This is a genomic window from Streptococcus koreensis, assembly GCF_003627135.1.
GTDB lineage: Bacteria > Bacillota > Bacilli > Lactobacillales > Streptococcaceae > Streptococcus > Streptococcus ilei.
Genome location: NZ_CP032620.1, coordinates 323,527 through 342,724, shown reverse-complemented (window position 1 = coordinate 342,724; position 19,198 = coordinate 323,527). Strand labels below are relative to the sequence as shown.

Here is a 19,198-nt window from a genome sequence, read left to right as displayed (position 1 = left end):
TTTCCTGTTGATTTAGATGCCCCCTGCAGGGCTCGAACCTGCGACCCATAGATTAAGAGTCTACTGCTCTACCAACTGAGCTAAGGAGGCAAAAAAAAGCTGTATTGGTGCCGAAACTTCACGGTTTGTATTGAACCCGCGCAATTAAGCAGGTGGGCAACTTGCTCTAACTGAAGCTGCTTCCGCGTGATACGGCCTGCATGCTGTTAGAAGTCCTTTGTTTCCCTAATAATACAAAAAATAGTCGGTCAACACTTAAGTGTGAAGTCGTACACCACAGCGTTTCTATATGTATATGATACCATATTTCAAAAAAATTTCAAGGGAAAATCTCAATTTTTTGGAACCGATATCACCTTTTCTTGAGTTGATCAATCTTCTCTTTTGTCGCCCCTAGGGCTCGCTCGTATTTGCCATTTTCATTGGGAGTGAAATAAGATGCCCCCTTAAGCTTGTCTGGTAGGTAGTCCTGTTGGACCCAATTTCCAGGATAATTGTGAGGGTATTTGTAGTCTTGGGCATTTCCCAAGGTCTTGCTTCCAGCATAATGACCGTCACGGAGGTGGCGAGGGATAGGAAGATTGCCCGATTTCCGGAGGTCAGACAAGGCCTTGTCCATGGCGACGTAGGCCGAGTTGGACTTAGGCGAAAGGGCCAGGTCGATGACGATGTTAGCGATGAGGATGCGGGCTTCGGGGAAGCCGATGCGCTCCGCTGCCTGAAGGGCTGTCACTGTATGAATCTGGGCATCTGGATTGGCCAGACCGATATCTTCGTAGGCAATGACCGTCAAGCGACGGGCTAAGCTGGGTAGATCTCCCGCTTCGATCAAACGTGCGGCGTAGTGGAGACTAGCATCGACATCGGATCCGCGGATGGATTTTTGTAGAGCAGAGAGGACATCGTAGTGACCGTCTCCGTCCTTGTCCATAGTGATATAGCTCCGTTGGAGGCTGTTTTCCATGATGTCGAGACTGATGTGGCGAATGCCATCCTCCCCCTCCTTGGTAGAGAGGACAGCTAAATCGAGAGAATTATAGGCAGAACGCAGGTCTCCATTGGTCGAAGTAGCGATGAAATCCAAGGCTTCCTCATCGAGGGTAACAGGGAAGTCAAAGCCCCGCTCAGGGTCGCTCAGTGCCAACTGGATTGCCTCTTTGACCTGTTCATTGGTCAAGGGTTCCAGCTCAAAGATCTGCACCCGACTGCGAATGGCCGGCGTCACGGAGAAGAAAGGATTTTCGGTCGTGGCACCGATCATGATGACCAGACCGCTTTCGAGTAAAGGCAGGAGAAAATCTTGTTTGGTCTTGTCCAAGCGATGGATCTCATCCAAGAGCAAGACTAGGCCACCTGAAAATTTGGCTTCCTCTGCAATCTCTTGCAGGCGTTTTTTACTATCGACGGTTGCATTGAAGGTCCGAAAGGCATACTTGGTCGTGCCTGCGATGGCAGAAGCAATACTGGTCTTGCCAATCCCTGGAGGACCATAGAGAATCATGGACGAGAGACGGTTGGCCTCCACCATGCGACGGATGATTTTCCCCTCCCCGATGAGGTGCTCTTGGCCGATAACCTGGTCGATGGTTTTGGGGCGCATGCGCAGGGCGAGATTGTCCGGCATGAGGGTCTCCTTTCTAGCTTTGTCTCCTTTAAAAGAGGCAGTTTTTATGGTAAGATTGTAGTAACTATTGTATCATATTCCGCTCTAAGAGTGGGAAATTAGAAAGAGGACACGATGTCTAAATATGGATTTTTGGATGTTTTAGAAGAGGAAATGGAAAAGGTCTTTCCCTTTGACTTTGAGATCAATTGGGATAAGAAAAATCATGCAGTAGAAGTGGCTTTTCTCTTGGAAGTGCAAAACACAGGAGGAGTTGCCTTGGTCGATGAGTCGGGGGAGGAGTCTGACGAGGATATCTTCTTTGAAGAAGCCGTCATCTTCTACAATCCAGCCAAGTCGCATGTGGAAGAAGATGCCTATTTAACGGCGATTCCTTATGAGCCGAAAAAAGGCTTGTCTCGGGAGTTTCTAGCTTATTTTGCGACCTTCCTAAAGGATACAGCCGAGCTGGCCTTGGATGACCTCATGGATTTCTTAGCAGACGAAGAAGCAGAGAGCTTTGAGATCGTCTGGAACCAAGAAGTCTTTGAAGAAGGCAAAGTTGGCTTGGAAGAGGGAGAATTTTATCCTTATCCGAGATATTAGGAGTTGGTTGGAGATTTTATGAAGAAAATTGGGACTTACCTGGTTTACGGCCTGTCCTTTCTGCTCTTGATGGGGGCTTTTGCCTTGGGGACGATTGCCTTTACGGATTTAGGCTTTCAACTGGTTTTTGTACCGGGCTATCTCTTCACTTTTGGTAGCATGTACCTCATTTTTATTCTTCATGAACTGGGGCATGCTTTCTGTGGCTATCTGACGGGCTATCGCCTCGTCGCTTTGGGCTTGGGAAGTTTCCTCCTGACTAAAAAGGAAGGAAAGTTTCGTCTTAGCCACACGGCAGTTCTGAAAAATGTCGGCGCCCAGTATATTGGACTAAAAGAGGATGAAAGTGATCAACGAATGATCTTGATGCTCTCAGGTGGGATATTGGTTCATTTGACCTTACTCATCTTATCCATCCTCTTTGGCGTTCTGACACAGAGTTGGTATTTTGCAGGCACATGGATTTGTCTCAATCTCTCCTTCATTTTGGCCAATGTTCTCCCTCTTGGGATTACAGATGGAGCCAAAATTTTAGAATTGATGCACCATCCTGAAAATGTAACCTATGCCTATCTCGGACTCCGCCATTCTGCTCAGACCCTGCTAGCGCCAGAAGACTACGATCTAAAAGACTTTGTTGGACCTGTTCCTGAGGAGGCCCGAGGAGGCTTTGTGGAGGGTGCCTTAGCCCTTCAGGGAGAAGTCTTGATCCTAGAGGGCGATCGAGAGGCAGCTAAAGAGCAGTTTCAGGCTTTACTGGAGAGGGCAGATAATCCGGTGATTCAAACGGCCGCCCAGTTGTCCCTACTGCATATCGCCTTGTTGGAAGGAAATCATGAAAAAGCAGAGGAGTACGCGACCATTCGACGAGTTAAGTCTTTTTTATCAATGAAATTGACCAATATACAGGCGGTCCAAGCCTGGTATCAATTTAAGGTCAAGAAAGATTTGGCCCAGACCCACAAGGCGATCAAGCTTGCCAGACAGAAGATGGATGTGAGTCGCATGCTGCGGGATGAGAAAGCTTATTACCAGCAGTGGTTAGATGAGTTGGAACAAGCCATACAGGAAGAAGAGACTCAGGTGAGCTGAGAAATAGGAAAGGGAGCTGTCCGATGCTTCAGAAATTTAAGCGGTTATTTAGTAAAAAATCCCAAAAATCTCAAAAACGTGAGTCGATCCTTCCCCGCAATCGCTTTGCGGATTTAGATTTTGAGCGAGTATTGAAGTCAGGAACTCGTTGTTGTGTTGATGAAGATGGGCACTATGTTGAGGATGGTAAAATCACATTATTTGAATTTTCTATAGACTTTACAGAATTTGAGTTCATAGGTGATTTCAAAATTGAGGAGGAAGATCAGTTTAAGCAACTATTACCTCGTTTGAATAGTTTTGACAATGCCATTCAGTCCTATTTGGAAAGCGAGTTGCAACAACCTATCCCTCAGTTTGCCAAGAATCTCGGCTATACTCAGAAGAGGTGGGAGAAAACCTTTTACTTCCATCCTTGGATATTAAGTTTTGATGAAAATCCTCCTAATCTTCGCTATGTTGCCGATTATGTAAATGATGAGTTTACGGTTTATTTTGCAAAAAACCATGGTAGATGGCGGGCGTACTGGGATGCAGAGTGCCAAAAGGTGATTGAAGAAAGCTAGCTTGTATTTTCCTAGAGAGTAATTGTTATCATAGAAAAGAGTAAATATCATGGAATTATTAGATAGCAGAATGGATTTCCAATGTTGCAAGATTGCCTTGATTTGTGGGGATAAGGTCTTGACTATCTTACGTGATGACAAGGACGATATCCCTTGTCCCAACATGTGGGAGTTGCCAGGTGGTGGTCGTGAAGAGGATGAGACCCCCTTTGGGTGTGTGGCGCGTGAAGTCTATGAAGAATTAAATATCCAACTGTCGAAAGATGACGTAATCTGGTCTTGGATCTACCCCAGTATGCTAGATGAGAACAAGAAATCTGTCTTTTTAGTTGGGAAGTTGACGCAGGAACAGTTCGAAAGTATCATCTTTGGAGACGAGGGCCAGAGCTACAAATTAGTCAGCATTGAAGAGTTTTTGACATCAGATCGGGTTGTACCTCAATTGCAAGAACGAGTACGAGATTATGTGGAGAAGGATAAATGATGAAGCGTAGTAAAAATATTAACATGTTTCTCATGGATGGCGAAGTGACAGGAAAAATCAAATGTACTTTGTCAAATTGGACCGGTGTGATTTATAAAATTCCTCGAATTCAATTGGCGGATTTAAAATCACGTGATGAAATGAAGCAAAGTGGCATTTATTTCTTATTTGGCCGTGATGAGGATAAGCAAAAGGATGTTACCTACATCGGGCAGGCTACGAATCGCAAAAACGGTGAGGGTGTCCTTTTACGTGTCCAGGAACATACTCGTGATAATCCTGCAGATTATTTTAATGATGTGATTATTTTGACGACGCAGAATAATTCCTTTGGTCCTACAGAAATTAGTTACTTGGAAAATAAATTTACACAACTAGCAAAGGACGCGGGGCGCTTCATTGTAAAAAATGGGAATGAGCCCAATTCTGGGAATGTAACAGAAGAAAAGCAGTCTGAGTTGGATGAGGTTGTAGAAAATACTTTGATGATTGTAGGAACCTTAGGGTACCGAGTGTTTGTTCCTATGACCAAGAAAACGGATCAGAATGTTTCTGATGAAAATTCAACTTATCTCTATTTGAAGCGAAAAACAAAGAAATCAAATCGAATGATTGAAGCCATCTGTGAACAGACTTCGGAAGGTTTTGTTGTTTTAGAAGGCAGTCAAGTGGATGAGGTTGATTCACCCGCAATACCAGCAAGCCTAAAAGAATTGCGTAAGGAATTAATCAAGTCAAATGTGATTAAAGATGGTGTTTTACAAGAAAAGCAACTGTTCTCCAGTCCATCTTATGCAGCTGCTTTTGTACTAGGAATGAATACGAATGGACGAACGGATTGGAAAAATAAGGACGGCAAGCCCTTAAAAGAATTAGAAGAATTGATAGAGTGTTAAGGAGAATCAGATGGAAACATGGCAAGAGTTAAAAGTTACAGTGAAGCGTGAGGGAGAGGAATTGGTTTCCAATCTCTTGATTGAGCTAGGTGCCCAAGGTGTTGCGATTGAAGACAGCATGGACTATGTGGGAAATGTCGACCGTTTTGGTGAAATTTTCCCAGAGGTCGAACAGCAAGAAGAAATCGTAGTGACCGCCTACTATCCTGATACTGTTGATGTGGCAGTGGTTGAGGCAGACTTGCAGGCTCGCCTGGCAGAATTGACAGACTTTATGGATTTGGGTGAGGTCAAGATTGGCACGACTGCTTTGGCTGAGGAAGACTGGGCAGATAATTGGAAGAAATACTATGAACCAGCTCGTATCACCCATGACTTGACCATCGTTCCGTCATGGACAGAATATGAAGCGACAGCTGGCGAGAAGATTATCAAGCTAGATCCAGGGATGGCCTTTGGGACCGGAACACACCCGACGACCAAGATGAGTCTTTTTGCCTTGGAGCAGGTTCTTCGTGGTGGGGAAACGGTTCTAGATGTGGGAACAGGTTCAGGTGTCCTTTCTATTGCAAGCTCACTTCTAGGTGCCAAGGAGATTTTCGCCTATGACTTGGATGATGTGGCGGTTCGCGTCGCTCAGGAAAATATTGAGCTCAATCCGGGCATGGAAAACATCCATGTAGCCCCAGGCGATTTGCTTAAAGGAGTGGAAATTGAGGCAGATGTTATCGTGGCTAATATCTTGGCGGATATCCTCATTCATCTGACGGAGGATGCTTATCGCTTGGTCAAGGATGAAGGCTACCTCATCATGAGTGGTATTATCAAGGACAAGTGGGACATGGTGCGTGAGTCAGCTGAGTCAGCTGGATTTTTCCTTGAAACCCATATGATTCAAGGGGAGTGGAATGCCTGTGTCTTCAAGAAGACCAAGGATATCTCCGGTGTGATTGGAGGCTAGCATGCAACAGTATTTTGTAAAAGGTTTGGCTAGCTCACCTATCACTATCGAGGACAAGGAGACCAGCAAGCACATGTTTCAGGTCATGCGTTTGAAAGAAGAGGACGAGGTTACCTTAGTTTTTGATGATGGTATTAAGCGTTTGGCGCGCGTGCTAAATGTAGAGGCGCGTCAGTTGGAGCTAATCAAAGAATTAGCTGACAATGTGGAACTGCCAGTCCAAGTGATCATCGCATCTGGTTTTCCCAAGGGAGATAAGTTGGAGTTTATCACTCAAAAGGTGACGGAACTAGGTGCCAGTCAGATTTGGGCCTTCCCTGCAGACTGGTCAGTTGCTAAATGGGACGGTAAAAAACTAGGGAAAAAAGTCGAGAAACTAGAAAAAATCGCCCTTGGAGCAGCCGAGCAAAGCAAGCGCAACTTTGTCCCAAGCATCACCCTTTTTGAGAAAAAGGCAGATTTTCTAGCACAACTGAGCCAGTTTGACCGCATCGTAGTGACCTATGAAGAGTCGGCTAAAGAAGGAGAAGCTGCTGCGCTCTTGCAGGCAGTTACTGGACTCGAGAAGGGAGCTAAACTGCTCTTTATCTTTGGTCCAGAAGGAGGTCTGTCACCCGCAGAAATCGAATCTTTTGTAGCTAAAGGAGCGATTCTCGCTGGACTTGGGCCTCGCATCCTACGAGCAGAAACAGCCCCACTCTACGCTCTTAGCGCAGTGAGTGTTGTCACGGAATTAATGAAAAACGCGTGAAGGTAGACCTTCACGCGTTTCTTTTATATCTTATTTTGTTCAGAATTTATTCGTTTTCTTATTTTTTATATATTACAAATTAATGAATTTTTTATAAAAAATGGAGTATTTGTATAAAAAGGGAACCTACGTTCGGGATTTCTGGCTGATAGTGCTGGAAAGCTCTTCAAATAGCATGAAAGTCAATCGGACTAGTTTTCATATAGAGCTAAAAGTGATAGAATAGAAGGCAAGAAAGTGGAGAAAACTAGATGCCGAAAGAAGAACCTTTAACAGGGGGCCAGGTTATTGCCCTTACCAAAAAATACTTGTCGGGAGAGGATGTTGCATTTGTAGAAAAAGCTCTCCTTTATGCAGTCGACTGCCATAGTGGGCAATTCCGTAAATCAGGTGAACCCTATATCATCCACCCTATTCAAGTTGCCGGCATTTTGGCAAAATTGAAGTTGGATGCTGTGACGGTTGCCTGTGGTTTTTTGCACGACGTTGTCGAGGATACAGACGCGACCCTGGATGATTTAGAACGCGAATTTGGACACGATGTCCGAGTGATTGTTGATGGAGTGACCAAGCTCGGGAAGGTCAAATACAAGTCCCATGAAGAGCAGCTAGCAGAGAACCACCGCAAGATGCTCATGGCCATGTCTCAGGACATCCGTGTCATCTTGGTCAAGCTAGCAGACCGCTTGCACAACATGCGGACTTTGAAGCATTTACGCAAGGACAAGCAAGAACGGATTTCCCAGGAAACCATGGAAATCTATGCACCACTAGCCCACCGTCTCGGGATTTCCAGCGTCAAGTGGGAATTGGAAGATCTATCCTTCCGTTATCTGAACGAAGTCGAGTTCTACAAAATTTCCCATATGATGAAGGAGAAGCGTCGCGAGCGGGAAGCCTTGGTAGAAGAAGTTGTCCAAAAGATCGAGTCCTATGCGGCAGAACGCCACCTCTATGGGAAAATCTATGGTCGTCCTAAGCATATCTACTCCATCTACCGCAAGATGCAGGATAAGAAGAAGCGCTTTGATGAAATCTATGATTTGATTGCCATTCGCTGTATCCTGGAATCACCGAGCGATGTCTATGCTATGCTGGGCTATATCCACGAACTCTGGAAGCCCATGCCAGGCCGTTTCAAGGACTACATCGCCAACCGCAAGGCCAATGGTTACCAGTCTATTCATACCACTGTCTACGGACCCAAAGGTCCTATTGAGTTCCAGATCCGTACTAAGGAAATGCACGAGGTTGCTGAGTACGGGGTTGCGGCACACTGGGCTTATAAGAAAGGGATTAAGGGCCAAGTCAACAGCAAAGAATCGGCTATTGGGATGAACTGGATCAAGGAGATGATGGAACTCCAAGACCAGGCGGATGATGCCAAGGAATTTGTTGATACTGTCAAAGAAAACTATCTGGCAGAAGAGATTTATGTCTTTACCCCAGATGGAGCGGTTCGTTCTCTTCCAAAGGATTCTGGACCGATTGACTTTGCCTATGAGATTCATACCAAGATCGGGGAAAAAGCGACTGGTGCCAAAGTTAATGGCCGTATGGTTCCTTTGACTACCAAGCTGAAAACGGGTGACCAGGTTGAAATCATCACCAATCCAAATTCATTTGGACCAAGTCGTGACTGGCTCAATATCGTCAAGACCAGCAAGGCCCGCAATAAGATCCGCCAATTCTTTAAGAACCAAGACAAGGAACTCTCGATCAACCGTGGACGAGAGTTGCTCATGGCCCAATTTCATGAGCATGATATGATTGCCAACAAGTTCATGGATAAGAAACACATGGACAAGGTCTTGCAAAAGACCAGCTACAAGACCGAAGAGGCCTTGTTTGCGGCCATCGGTTTTGGAGAAATCGGAGCCATCTCTGTCTTTAATCGTTTGACGGAGGAAGAGCGTCGAGAAGAGGAAAAGGCCAAGGCGCGTGCAGAAGCTGAGGAGCTGGTCAAAGGCGGCGAAGTCAAGGTTGAAAACAAAAAAGACACCCTCAAGGTCCGCCATGAAGGTGGCGTGGTCATCCAAGGGGCTTCTGGTCTCTTGATCCGGATTGCTAAGTGTTGCAATCCCGTCCCAGGAGATACAATTGTCGGTTACATTACCAAAGGACGTGGGGTTGCCATTCACCGTCAAGACTGTATGAATCTGCGGGCCCAAGACAACTACGAGCAACGCTTGATCGACGTCGAGTGGGAAGACAATAACACGACCAAGGATTACATCGCCCATATCGATATCTACGGCCTCAACCGTGCAGGCCTTCTCAATGATGTCCTTCAAGTCCTCTCTAATACGGCTAAGATGATCTCAACTGTCAATGCCCAACCAACCAAAGATATGAAATTTGCCAATATCCACATTTCCTTCGGGATTCCAAACCTGTCTATGTTGACAACGGTTGTGGATAAGATTAAGAGTGTGCCGGAGGTGTACTCTGTTAAGCGTACCAACGGCTAGTCGGCTGCTCAGTTATCTTTTATTGCTTCGTTAGCTCGCCTCGCCGTACTTCAGTACTGTCTTCGTCTCGCTGCCTTGCCCTAAAAGCACCTGAACAGCCTTTGGTTTTCGGATAGTCTGCCTGCGTCTCACTGCCTTGTCTGATGTCGATTTTCTTTGAAGGTAGCAGTGAATGCTCAATAGATTGTTAAAATAGGATAATAAGATGAAATTAGTAATTCAACGGGTCAAAAGGGCCTCGGTTTCTATTGATGGTCAAGTCTATAGTCAGATTCAGGATGGGCTTCTGCTCTTAGTGGGAGTGGGACCTGAGGATGACCAAAAGGATTTGGAGTACGCGGTGCGGAAGGTCACGCAAATGCGGATTTTCTCGGATGAAGAAGGGAAGATGAACTTATCTGTCAAGGATATTCAAGGGGAAATCCTATCTGTTTCGCAGTTTACCCTCTTTGCCCAGACAAAAAAAGGCAATCGTCCAGCCTTTATTGGGGCGGCTAAACCAGAGATGGCCAGCCAGCTCTACGATGACTTCAATGATTTGTTAGAAAAGGAAGTCCCTGTCAAACGAGGGATCTTCGCTGCAGATATGGCAATCGAACTCATTAATGATGGCCCAGTGACTATCATCCTCGATACGAAAAATCCATAGAAAAACAAGCCCTTGATTAAAGGGCTTGTTTGAATGTAGACAAATTACTTTTTACTTAGGATAGCTGGATAATTTTTCAAAAAAATCCTTATATTACTTTGAGTTGTCGAAGTAAATCCGAAACTTTCCGCCGTGAGAAAAATGCTTGAAACATTGTTGTTTCAAGCACTCGGGAGTTTTGAAACCTTAGGTTCAAAACTAAGTCATGGAACTTCGTAGAAGTTCGCTGACGTCCGTACTCACCTAAGGAAAGTTTCTAGGAAAACTATTTCTTCAATCTGACATGCTCTTAATCAAAGGGCATTTTTTTCTATGTAAAGTTGTTGGGCAATCAGATGATTGATCTGGATGTCTTGGTCTTTGATCTGGAGCTGATAGAGGCCAGTGTAATCGTCGTAGCCTTTGAAGAGAATGTCATCTCCAATGGTCAGTTGGATCTGGTCTAAAAAATTCAGCAATTCAAAGCTATCCTGGACTCTTTGCAAACGATAGGTTCCCAGTTCGCTGACATCACTCAAACGGTCCTGGTAAGCCTCAATGAGAAGTTGTCCTTTAGGTGGAATGGTTCCTCCGTGGGGGCAGGTCTTGGGAGTGTCTAACATTTGGTCAAGTTTATCTATAAAGCGGTCGGAGACAGTATGCTCGAGCACTTCAGCTTCTTCATGGACTTCTTCGGCCGTATAGCCAAGTTTTTTGAGCAAGAACACTTCGATCAAGCGGTGCTTGCGAAAGAGATCAGAAACCGTTTGGAGGCCGAGCTCGGTGAGCAGATAGCCGTGGGTCTTGTCCTTGATGAGGAGATTCTCCGAGATCATGCGTTTGACCATCTCAGTCACGGCTGGAGGCGAAACCTGCATCCGGGCCGCAATCTCTTTGTTACTAATTTTTTCATGTTGCGTGCCGATTTCATAGATGCACTTGAGGTAATCTTCTTTATTTGGTGTCATAGGGTCCTCTTTTCTTCGCTCCTTTTAGTATATCAAAAAAAGCGCAAAATGGCTTGGCCAGTGGATAGGAATTGTCTGGGAGGGTGAAAGATGATAGTATAGAAGCATAAACCAAAAGCAATGTGGAAAGGAGGGTGCAAATGCAGCGATTGGAATTGGAAAAACTGGGCTGGACGACCAGAGGTCTCAGCTACTTAGAAGAACGACTGCAGTCTTGCGAAGATGAAGCAAGAAGGCAAGACTGTTACCGCTCTGTCTTCGTCTTTGCCAGCCCTCTTTTCCAAGAGATGTGGCAGAGAGAACTGCAAGGGTTGACGGAAAGCCGTGCCCAGGCCCTCTTAAGAGGGGTCATGCACCTCTGTCTCATGCCACGGGATTTATCGGGGACCTGTGAGGAGACCGCCTTCTTACTGAAGCGGTTCTGGCCAGATTGCCCCCCTCATTCACCTTTTTGGTCTTCTTTTTCAAGAGTGGTCCAAGTAGCATTTGCCCAGGATCCATTGGCTAGCAAAGAGGGAGACCAGCTCTTAAAACGCCAGGTCCACCAGTTCCGCTATCTGCTCTCTGCCTATCAGACCCAGTGGATTCGGGAGCATTATGCCAAAACTGGACAGACGGATGAAGAGGCGCTACAAGCTTACTTGCAGGAGACAAAAAGAATTAAAATCGATGCTTATGCAGCGGCTCGTCTCCATAATAAGGTCTATGTGGATCAAGACGGACAGCTCGCCTTCCCATCTCGTGCTCAGGCCCAGTTGAATTTTAAGGTCTTACTCAACTTCCATACAGAGTATATCCTGGATCAGGGTGGCCAGTTTCTCAATGAAGTGGATCCGAATCAGATTTCTGAAAATGGCATTGTCAATGGAGCCAGTTTCAACTATGGCTTAGCCAAGGGCCGGACCCATAAGGACTTGGATATTGATCCTGTTAAACTTTGGGATCCGCCATTTCGCAAGCAGGTTCTCTATCAGCAAGGTGTTCGCTATCTAGCTCCGAAGAATGATCGCAGTATTGAAGGCTACTGGAGTCGGAAGGGAACCTTTGCACAAGGAGGCAAGAGCTATAAGCAACAAGTAGCAAAGCGCGTGCGGAGTTTCCTCAGAGGCATCCCACGCTTACGCTGGCGACTTTTACTCAAGAATGGGCTCCATCGGATTTTATAGTAGTCCTCTTTTGGATTGAAGAAAAAGGACTCTTAGAAACTCACTTAAGGAAAGTTTCTGAACAGATTTTATAGATAAAGTAAAAAGAGGTCGCAGACCTCTTTTTCGTTTAATCAAGTGCTTTGACGGCTTCGATTGCAGCGTCGTAATTGGGCTCACTGTTGATGTTGTCGAGGTATTCGACGTAAGTGACCTTGTTGTCCGCATCTAGGACCAAGACAGCGCGTGCGAGTAAGTGCCATTCATTGATCAAGAGGCCATAGGCTTTTCCGAAGGAATGGTCGAAGTAGTCTGAGAGCATGATGGCATTTTCGATCCCTTCAGCAGCACACCATTTGCCTTGGGCGAAAGGAAGATCAACGGAAACCGTCAAGACGACAGTGTCTTCCATGTCAGAGAGGGCCTGGTTGAAGTGACGTGTTTGAGTAGAACAGATACCTGTGTCAATAGATGGGATCACACTAAGAACTTTTTTCTTCCCAGCAAAATCAGCCAAAGATTTTTTCTCCAAGTTAGGAGTGGTCAGTGAAAAATCATGAGCAGTATCGCCAACTTGAAGTTGAGATCCGGTAAAGGTAACAGGGTTTCCTAAAAATGTTGTCATAGCAAAGACTCCTTTTTTCTTTTCATTGTACATCAATGAAGGGGGAAGAGCCACTGATTTGTTTGAGAATCTAATGAGTTTGAAACCTTATTTGTTCAAACCTTCTGCGATTTTCTCCAAATTCCATTTCATCATGCTGTAGTAGCTGTCGCCTTCTTCGCCTTCTTTGGCAATCGAGTCAGTAAAGATCTTTGCAAAGATAGGGATATTGCTATCCTTAGACACAGTTTTCATAGGACGCTCATCGACACTGGATTCGACAAAGAGGGACGGTACTTTGGTTTGACGCAATTTCTCTAGCAGCGTTTTGATTTGTTCAGGTGTCCCTTCTTCTTCAGTGTTGATTTCCCAGATATAGGCAGATGGGACGCCGTAGGCTTTGGAGAAGTACTTGAAGCAACCTTCGCTGGTTACGATCATCTTCTTGTCTGCTGGGATGTTATTGAATGCTTGCTTGGCTTCTTGGTCTAGCTTGCTGAGTTTTTCAGTGTAGGCTGCTAGATTTTTTTCGTAGAAGTCCTTATTTTTTGGATCTTTGGCGATTAATTGTTTGGCAATGTTTTTAGCGTAGATAATCCCGTTTTCGAGATTGAGCCAAGCGTGAGGGTCTTCTTTTCCAGCTTGGTTTTGGCCTTCCAGGTAGATGACCTCTACGCCATCGCTGGCAGCGAAATAGTCCTTGTTTTCTACTTTATTGGCATTTTTGACCAATTTGGTAAACCAAGCATTGCCGCCGGTTTCGAGGTTGATGCCGTTGTAGAAGATGAGGTCTGCTTGTGAAGTTTTTTTGACATCTTCTGGGAGCGGTTCGTACTCGTGGGGATCTTGACCGACAGGTACAATACTGTGTAGCTCGATTTTATCCCCAGCGATATTTTTGGTGATATCGGCAAGGATGGAGTTGGTGGTAACCACCTTCAATTTATCGGATGAGGACTTGGAAGAAGTGCCTTTGCTGCAGGCCAACAGGCCGAATAAGAGCGCTACAAAGAGGGCGAGGACAGAAGCGATTTTTTTCATGTGTTTCTCCTTTAATGAGGTGAAAGAGCGTGCTTATTCTTTCTCTGCTTAGGAGCGATAAAGAAGCTGATGAGAAAGAAGATGGCAGAAGTGAGGACGATACAAGACCCGACGGCGATGTTGAAGCTATAGCCAATAAAGAGTCCCAGGATGGAGGCAAGAGCACCTAATCCGGATGAAAGGAGCATCATGGACCAGAGGCTGTTGGCATAGAGATAGGCCGTCGCAGCGGGTGTGATGAGCATGGCGACGATGAGAATGGTCCCGACACTCTGCATAGCAGTGACAGAAACCAAGGTCAAGAGCACCATGAGAAGGTAGTGATAGACCTTGACCCGGACGCCCATGGACTGAGCCAGAACGGGGTCAAAAGATGTGAGCAGTAAGGGTCGAAAGAGCAGGCAAATCACCAGCAAGACCGCCACCCCAATACCGATAGTCATCCACATATCCTGGTCTTGCACGGCCAAGATATTCCCAAAGAGGATGTGGAAAAGGTCGGTGGAACTTTTAGCGATTCCGATCAGAATGACTCCTAAGGCGAGGAAAGAAGAAAAGGTAATCCCAATCGCCGTGTCGCTCTTGATGATGGAGTTGCTCTTGATATAGGTGATGAGGATGGAAGCTAAAAGCCCGAAGGTAATGGCGCCAATAAAGAAATTGATGCCCAGGATAAAGGAAAGGGCCACACCTGGAAGGACCGCGTGTGAGATGGCATCTCCCATGAGAGACATGCCTCGCAAAATGATGAAACATCCGACTGCACCAGCGACGATCCCGATGGCAATAGCTGTAATGAGAGCGTTTTGGAGGAAATGAAATTGTTGTAATCCATCGATAAATTCTGCAATCATCTGATTTCACCTCCTATAAAAAGTTCATGGCCGTAGGCTGCATGCAGATTCTCCTTGGAAAAGGTTTCCTCTGTTTTCCCAAAAGCAATCAGCTTGCGGTGAAGGAGGAGGACCTGGTCAAAGTAAGCTGGGACCTTGCTGAGGTCGTGATGGACGATCAGAATGGTCTTGCCTTCTTTTTTCAAGGTCTGGAGGGTCTGCATGATGATGTCTTCGCTGACAGAGTCAATCCCTGCGAAGGGCTCATCCAAAAAGATGACATCTGCTTCTTGGACCAAGCAGCGGGCGATCAGGACCCGTTGGAATTGCCCTCCTGAAAGCTGGCCGATCTGGCGATCCGCTAGATCAAGAAGATTGACAAGTTTCAAGGCATTTTCCACCTTTTGGAGATCCTCTTTGCTTTTTCTCTTGAAGATCGAAAGATGGGGATAGAGACCCAGTGAGACACACTCCCGCACCGTGATGGGGAAGTGGAAATCAATAGCGGATTTCTGTTCGACGTAGGCCACTCGTTGAAGAACTTGGCCGAGGTCTTTTTGATCGAGCTGGACCTTTCCCGAATGAGGGAGAAGTCCTAGCATGGCCTTGATCAGGGTTGATTTCCCAGCTCCGTTGGGCCCAAGAATTCCTAGGATGGTTGGCCCCTGGATGGTGAGGGAAAGATCTTCCAAGGCCAGTGTTTGCTGGTAGGCAACACTTAGATGTTCAATTTGAATCATGATTTTGCTCCTTTACCATTAATATACATAAATAAAAAAATTAAGTCAAGTTAATTTTTAAAATAATTTAGGTTAAATCTCTTGTGATCATTGAAAAATAGACCTATTTTTGATAAGGTTATTAGAAAAGAATGAAAGCGAGAAGATCATGGTACGTTTACAAGATGATTTTTATGATTACGTCAACGGGGAATGGGCTGAGACAGCAGTGATTCCTGATGATAAACCGTCAACTGGTGGTTTTATGGACTTGATCCAAGACATCGAAAACTTGATGTTGGATATTACCGGAAAATGGCAACGGGGAGAAGAGCTGCCTGAAGACAGCATTCTGCAAAACTTTGTCAAATACCATAAAATGGTGGCAGATTTTGATGCGCGGGAAGCAGCTGGTGTCGCTCCAGCTATGCCTTTGATCAATGAAATTAAGGCCTTGTCTTCTTTTGAAGACTATACCAGCAAGTTAGGCACCTATGAACTAGCTGGCAAACCAAATCTCTTGCCATTTAGCGTATCACCAGACTTTATGAATGCCCAAATGAATGTCTTATGGGGAGAAGCACTCGGTTTGATCTTGCCTGATACGACCTACTATGAAGAAGGCAATGAAAAAGGCCCAGAGTTATTGGCTGTTTGGCGTCAAATGGTTGAAAAGCTCTTGGCAAAATTTGATTTCTCAGAGGAAGAAATCAAAGATATCCTGGATAAGGTGATTGCGGCCGATGCAGAATTGGCCAAATATGTCTTGTCAAACGAAGAAAAATCCGAGTACAACAAACTCTACCATCCTTATGAGTGGGCAGATTTCAAGGCCTTGGTTCCAGAATTGCCACTCGATACCTTCTTTACAGAAGTGATCGGGCAAACGCCAGATACTATCATTGTTCCAGAAGAGCGCTTCTGGAAGGAATTTGCGCCAAAATTCTACTCAGCAGCCAACTGGGAAACCCTTCATGCCAAGTTGAAACTCAGTGCAGCTCTTTCTTGGACGTCTTTCTTGACTGAAGAAATCCGTGTCTTATCTGGTGAGTATAGCCGTACGATTACAGGGACACCAGAAGCACGTCCGAAAGAAAAAGCCGCTCTGGCCTTGGCGGAAGGGCCTTATAGCCAAGCGCTTGGACTCTGGTATGCGGGCGAAAAATTCTCACCAGAAGCGAAAGCAGACGTAGAGCATAAAGTAGCGACCATGATTGAGGTTTACAAGGATCGCTTAGAAAAAGCGGATTGGCTCGCTCCTGAAACTCGTGAAAAAGCCATTGTCAAGCTCAATGTCATCACACCACATATCGGCTACCCTGAAAAATTACCAGAAACGTATGCCAAAAAGATCATCGACGAGAGCAAGACCTTGGTGGAAAATGCTCAAAAATTGGCTCAAATTTCCATCGAGCATGTCTGGAGCAAGTGGAACCAACCAGTCGATAGGAGCGAGTGGCACATGCCAGCTAATATGGTCAATGCCTACTATGATCCGCAACAGAACCAAATCGTCTTCCCAGCAGCGATTCTCCAAGCACCTTTCTATGACCTTCACCAATCATCATCAGCTAACTATGGCGGAATCGGTGCAGTCATTGCCCATGAAATCTCCCACGCCTTTGACACCAATGGTGCTTCCTTTGACGAGCACGGTAGCTTGAAAGACTGGTGGAAGCCAGAAGATTACGAAGCCTTTACCGCTCGGACTCAAAAAGTCATCGATCAGTTTGAAGGACAAGACTCCTACGGTGCCAAGATCAACGGGAAATTGACCGTTTCTGAAAACGTGGCAGACCTCGGCGGTATCGCTGCAGCCCTTGAAGCAGCGAAGAAAGAGGAAGATTTCTCAGCAGAAGAATTCTTCACCAACTTTGCTCGCATCTGGCGCATGAAAGCTCGGACAGAGTACATGCAACTCCTCGCAAGTGTTGATGTCCACGCACCAGGAAAACTCCGTACCAATATTCAATTGCCAAACTTTGACGAATTCTTTGAAACCTTTGATGTCAAAGAAGGAGATGGCATGTGGCGCGCACCAGAGGATCGTGTAATTATTTGGTAGTCTCGACTTCAGTTAAGCAATTGATTGATTTTCTTGATCGCTCGTGAAAAAAACTAAAAATCCCCGAAGCCAGTTTCAGTTGACTGAAACTAGCTTTGGGGATTTTTGAGTGTATTAGAAATAACAGTGAATGTCATGATCTAAAAAAACTTGCTGGTAGTCATATAAATCTTCTGGATGCAGGGCTTTTATTCCTTCCATTTCATAGCGACGTCCTAAAAGCTTGTATTTGTTTTCTCCAAACTGGTGAAATGGGAGAAGTTGTACTTCATCTATATCGAGAGAATTAAAAAGAGAAGCAAATTCTTCAGCATCGTTTAAAGAGTCATTGAAATTAGGAATGACTGGAATACGTAAAACGATTGTTTTGTTTTGAGCAAAGGCATAATGAATATTTTTAATAATCAGATGATTGTTGACTCCGACAACCTTCTTATGTTTAAGTGTATTGTAATGTTTAAGATCTGTATAAATAAAATCAACATACTGAATGAGATCGACAAATTTCTCATGTTCAACAAAAGCTGTCGTTTCGATTGCAGTATGAAGTCCAACTTCTTTCGCAGCTTTTAAGATTGCTTTGGCAAATTCAAATTGAGCGAAGATTTCTCCACCAGACAGAGTAAGGCCACCACCAGATTCTTCGTAGAAGTCAACGTCTTTTAAGACATCATCTATGATTTCTGTAACTGTTTTTTCTTCTCCTGTGATGGTTTCCTTTTTAGTAACAGCATCCAACATTTTTTCAGGATTTGCACGCTGGGATTCAGGATTGGAGCACCATGGACAACGTAAAGGACATCCTTTTAGAAATACAGTAGTTCGGATGCCAGGGCCATCATGGATACTAAAGTGTTGGATATTAAAGATTATGCCACGATTTTGTTCCATATTTTTGCTCTCCTATCAATCTAGTAAGTCCATTATACATTATTTAAGAAACTAATTCAATTACGAACGAAAGTTTATTTTGTTTTGAATTCACTCGAAAATTTGCTAAAATAGAAAAGAGGTAAAAACAATGCAACGTTTAGATGAAATATTGAAATTAGTATCGGAATTTGAAAAGATTGATGTTAATAGCTTGTCTGAGAAATTACAAGTCTCTAAAGTGACCATTCGAAAGGATTTGGACAAGCTAGAATCCAAAGGATTATTGCATAGAGAACACGGCTATGCTGTTTTAAATAGTGGAGATGATATCAATGTTCGATTGTCCTTTCAATATGATACCAAGAAAAGAATAGCCAGGGAAGCTGCTAAATTAATTAAGGATAACGACACGGTTTTGATTGAATCGGGCTCTACATGTGCTTTGCTAGCGGAAGAAATTTGCCAAACAAAAAAGAATGTCAAGATTGTGACAAATTCTTACTTTATTGCAGATTATATTCAGGAATATGATTCTTGTAAAATCATCCTACTTGGTGGTGAATTTCAAAAAGAATCGAGAGTGACTGTAGGTCCGCTTTTGAAAGAATTAATCCGCTCGTTTAGAGTTCCCTTTGCTTTTGTAGGGGTAGACGGATATGATGACGAACTTGGCTTTACTGGGAAAGATATGATGAGAAGTGAAGTTGTTCAAGCTATGTCCGATGTTTCTAAAGAAGTGATTGTCTTAACAGATTCAAGTAAATTTGGGAAATGTGGAACTGTCAGACGATTTGCACTTTCACAAGTTTCGAGAGTCATAACAGATAAGAATATATCTCAAGAAGCGAAAGAAAAACTTGAGGATTCGCAAACGATTTTAACCTTAGTATAA

The 19,198-nt window shown here is 44.7% G+C and carries 19 protein-coding genes, 1 tRNA gene and 1 other RNA gene; 12 read left to right on the top strand and 9 right to left on the bottom strand.

The genetic code is table 11. The features are described from left to right. Window positions 1-17 precede the first annotated feature (17 nt). From D7D50_RS01795 to D7D50_RS01790, 3 genes are all read right to left on the bottom strand, one after another. A tRNA-Lys gene (locus D7D50_RS01795) sits at window positions 18-90 on the bottom strand. 2 nt (window positions 91-92) lie between these two features. Continuing rightward, window positions 93-286, bottom strand: a non-coding RNA gene (gene ssrS, locus D7D50_RS10400) — 6S RNA. A gap of 66 nt (window positions 287-352) precedes the next feature. Then, on the bottom strand, window positions 353-1,624 hold the full coding sequence (locus D7D50_RS01790) for a replication-associated recombination protein A (protein WP_061564669.1): 1,272 nt from the start codon (window positions 1,622-1,624) through the stop codon (window positions 353-355). A 114-nt stretch (window positions 1,625-1,738) separates the two neighbouring features. Between D7D50_RS01790 and D7D50_RS01785 the strand changes: the two genes are divergently transcribed. From D7D50_RS01785 to dtd, 9 genes are all read left to right on the top strand, one after another. Further along, window positions 1,739-2,209: a DUF3013 family protein gene (locus D7D50_RS01785; protein WP_120701330.1), complete on the top strand. Its 471-nt coding sequence runs from the start codon at window positions 1,739-1,741 to the stop codon at window positions 2,207-2,209. An 18-nt stretch (window positions 2,210-2,227) separates the two neighbouring features. Then, complete coding sequence (locus tag D7D50_RS01780; RefSeq protein ID WP_120701329.1) at window positions 2,228-3,301, top strand: site-2 protease family protein; 1,074 nt, start codon at window positions 2,228-2,230, stop codon at window positions 3,299-3,301. A 23-nt stretch (window positions 3,302-3,324) separates the two neighbouring features. Next, window positions 3,325-3,867: a hypothetical protein gene (locus D7D50_RS01775; RefSeq protein WP_120701328.1), complete on the top strand. Its 543-nt coding sequence runs from the start codon at window positions 3,325-3,327 to the stop codon at window positions 3,865-3,867. A 49-nt stretch (window positions 3,868-3,916) separates the two neighbouring features. After that, window positions 3,917-4,351, top strand: coding sequence for an NUDIX hydrolase (locus tag D7D50_RS01770; protein ID WP_120701327.1), 435 nt, complete (start codon window positions 3,917-3,919; stop codon window positions 4,349-4,351). After that, window positions 4,348-5,247 carry a GIY-YIG nuclease family protein gene (locus D7D50_RS01765; RefSeq protein ID WP_174705349.1) on the top strand — a complete coding sequence of 300 codons (900 nt, stop codon included), beginning with the start codon at window positions 4,348-4,350 and terminating at the stop codon, window positions 5,245-5,247. The genes D7D50_RS01770 and D7D50_RS01765 overlap by 4 nt, the downstream gene beginning before the upstream one ends. Window positions 5,248-5,257: 10 nt before the next feature. After that, window positions 5,258-6,208 carry a 50S ribosomal protein L11 methyltransferase gene (prmA, locus tag D7D50_RS01760; RefSeq protein WP_120701326.1) on the top strand — a complete coding sequence of 317 codons (951 nt, stop codon included), beginning with the start codon at window positions 5,258-5,260 and terminating at the stop codon, window positions 6,206-6,208. Window position 6,209: 1 nt separating this feature from the next. Continuing rightward, complete coding sequence (locus D7D50_RS01755) at window positions 6,210-6,959, top strand: 16S rRNA (uracil(1498)-N(3))-methyltransferase (protein WP_120701325.1); 750 nt, start codon at window positions 6,210-6,212, stop codon at window positions 6,957-6,959. A 251-nt stretch (window positions 6,960-7,210) separates the two neighbouring features. After that, window positions 7,211-9,430, top strand: coding sequence for a RelA/SpoT family protein (locus tag D7D50_RS01750; RefSeq protein WP_006595074.1), 2,220 nt, complete (start codon window positions 7,211-7,213; stop codon window positions 9,428-9,430). Between the two features lie 205 nt (window positions 9,431-9,635). Continuing rightward, entirely contained in the window at window positions 9,636-10,079 is a 444-nt protein-coding gene (gene dtd, locus D7D50_RS01745) for a D-aminoacyl-tRNA deacylase (protein WP_120701324.1), read from the top strand. Window positions 10,080-10,372: 293 nt separating this feature from the next. On the opposite strand, the gene D7D50_RS01740 is transcribed toward dtd, so the two are convergent. Then, window positions 10,373-11,026 carry a metal-dependent transcriptional regulator gene (locus tag D7D50_RS01740; RefSeq protein ID WP_120701323.1) on the bottom strand — a complete coding sequence of 218 codons (654 nt, stop codon included), beginning with the start codon at window positions 11,024-11,026 and terminating at the stop codon, window positions 10,373-10,375. Between the two features lie 140 nt (window positions 11,027-11,166). Between D7D50_RS01740 and D7D50_RS01735 the strand changes: the two genes are divergently transcribed. Then, window positions 11,167-12,192, top strand: coding sequence for a DUF3114 domain-containing protein (locus D7D50_RS01735; protein WP_120701322.1), 1,026 nt, complete (start codon window positions 11,167-11,169; stop codon window positions 12,190-12,192). 109 nt (window positions 12,193-12,301) lie between these two features. Here D7D50_RS01735 and tpx read toward each other — a convergent pair whose 3' ends face one another. From tpx to D7D50_RS01715, 4 genes are all read right to left on the bottom strand, one after another. After that, window positions 12,302-12,796, bottom strand: coding sequence for a thiol peroxidase (gene tpx / locus D7D50_RS01730; protein ID WP_040802778.1), 495 nt, complete (start codon window positions 12,794-12,796; stop codon window positions 12,302-12,304). Window positions 12,797-12,883: 87 nt separating this feature from the next. Continuing rightward, window positions 12,884-13,816, bottom strand: coding sequence for a metal ABC transporter substrate-binding protein (locus D7D50_RS01725; RefSeq protein ID WP_120701321.1), 933 nt, complete (start codon window positions 13,814-13,816; stop codon window positions 12,884-12,886). Window positions 13,817-13,827: 11 nt separating this feature from the next. Then, on the bottom strand, window positions 13,828-14,670 hold the full coding sequence (locus D7D50_RS01720; protein WP_120701320.1) for a metal ABC transporter permease: 843 nt from the start codon (window positions 14,668-14,670) through the stop codon (window positions 13,828-13,830). Continuing rightward, the gene (locus D7D50_RS01715) at window positions 14,667-15,389 is read right to left on the bottom strand and encodes a metal ABC transporter ATP-binding protein (RefSeq protein WP_120701319.1); all 723 of its coding nucleotides are present in this window, start codon (window positions 15,387-15,389) and stop codon (window positions 14,667-14,669) included. The genes D7D50_RS01720 and D7D50_RS01715 overlap by 4 nt, the downstream gene beginning before the upstream one ends. 148 nt (window positions 15,390-15,537) lie before the next feature. Here D7D50_RS01715 and D7D50_RS01710 point away from each other — a divergent pair, with 148 nt between their 5' ends. Further along, window positions 15,538-17,433 carry a M13 family metallopeptidase gene (locus D7D50_RS01710; protein WP_120701318.1) on the top strand — a complete coding sequence of 632 codons (1,896 nt, stop codon included), beginning with the start codon at window positions 15,538-15,540 and terminating at the stop codon, window positions 17,431-17,433. Window positions 17,434-17,547: 114 nt separating this feature from the next. Here the strand turns inward: D7D50_RS01710 and D7D50_RS01705 are convergent, their stop codons facing one another. Continuing rightward, a complete protein-coding gene (locus D7D50_RS01705; protein ID WP_006595065.1) occupies window positions 17,548-18,324 on the bottom strand; it encodes a glycyl-radical enzyme activating protein in 777 nt (258 codons plus the stop codon). 130 nt (window positions 18,325-18,454) lie between these two features. Here D7D50_RS01705 and D7D50_RS01700 point away from each other — a divergent pair, with 130 nt between their 5' ends. Further along, on the top strand, window positions 18,455-19,198 hold the full coding sequence (locus D7D50_RS01700) for a DeoR/GlpR family DNA-binding transcription regulator (RefSeq protein WP_048717589.1): 744 nt from the start codon (window positions 18,455-18,457) through the stop codon (window positions 19,196-19,198).

Excerpts from the sequence above, each read along its gene's own strand:
- D7D50_RS01755 (WP_120701325.1), top strand. The coding sequence starts at position 6,210 with ATGCAACAGTATTTTGTAAAAGGTTTGGCTAGCTCACCTATCACTATC.
- D7D50_RS01720 (WP_120701320.1), bottom strand. The coding sequence starts at position 14,670 with ATGATTGCAGAATTTATCGATGGATTACAACAATTTCATTTCCTCCAA.
- tpx (WP_040802778.1), bottom strand. The coding sequence starts at position 12,796 with ATGACAACATTTTTAGGAAACCCTGTTACCTTTACCGGATCTCAACTT.
- D7D50_RS01770 (WP_120701327.1), top strand. The coding sequence starts at position 3,917 with ATGGAATTATTAGATAGCAGAATGGATTTCCAATGTTGCAAGATTGCC.
- D7D50_RS01705 (WP_006595065.1), bottom strand. The coding sequence starts at position 18,324 with ATGGAACAAAATCGTGGCATAATCTTTAATATCCAACACTTTAGTATC.
- D7D50_RS01710 (WP_120701318.1), top strand. The coding sequence starts at position 15,538 with ATGGTACGTTTACAAGATGATTTTTATGATTACGTCAACGGGGAATGG.
- D7D50_RS01725 (WP_120701321.1), bottom strand. The coding sequence starts at position 13,816 with ATGAAAAAAATCGCTTCTGTCCTCGCCCTCTTTGTAGCGCTCTTATTC.
- D7D50_RS01740 (WP_120701323.1), bottom strand. The coding sequence starts at position 11,026 with ATGACACCAAATAAAGAAGATTACCTCAAGTGCATCTATGAAATCGGC.
- D7D50_RS01750 (WP_006595074.1), top strand. The coding sequence starts at position 7,211 with ATGCCGAAAGAAGAACCTTTAACAGGGGGCCAGGTTATTGCCCTTACC.
- D7D50_RS01700 (WP_048717589.1), top strand. The coding sequence starts at position 18,455 with ATGCAACGTTTAGATGAAATATTGAAATTAGTATCGGAATTTGAAAAG.
- dtd (WP_120701324.1), top strand. The coding sequence starts at position 9,636 with ATGAAATTAGTAATTCAACGGGTCAAAAGGGCCTCGGTTTCTATTGAT.
- D7D50_RS01775 (WP_120701328.1), top strand. The coding sequence starts at position 3,325 with ATGCTTCAGAAATTTAAGCGGTTATTTAGTAAAAAATCCCAAAAATCT.
- D7D50_RS01780 (WP_120701329.1), top strand. The coding sequence starts at position 2,228 with ATGAAGAAAATTGGGACTTACCTGGTTTACGGCCTGTCCTTTCTGCTC.
- D7D50_RS01735 (WP_120701322.1), top strand. The coding sequence starts at position 11,167 with ATGCAGCGATTGGAATTGGAAAAACTGGGCTGGACGACCAGAGGTCTC.
- D7D50_RS01790 (WP_061564669.1), bottom strand. The coding sequence starts at position 1,624 with ATGCCGGACAATCTCGCCCTGCGCATGCGCCCCAAAACCATCGACCAG.
- prmA (WP_120701326.1), top strand. The coding sequence starts at position 5,258 with ATGGAAACATGGCAAGAGTTAAAAGTTACAGTGAAGCGTGAGGGAGAG.
- D7D50_RS01765 (WP_174705349.1), top strand. The coding sequence starts at position 4,348 with ATGATGAAGCGTAGTAAAAATATTAACATGTTTCTCATGGATGGCGAA.
- D7D50_RS01785 (WP_120701330.1), top strand. The coding sequence starts at position 1,739 with ATGTCTAAATATGGATTTTTGGATGTTTTAGAAGAGGAAATGGAAAAG.
- D7D50_RS01715 (WP_120701319.1), bottom strand. The coding sequence starts at position 15,389 with ATGATTCAAATTGAACATCTAAGTGTTGCCTACCAGCAAACACTGGCC.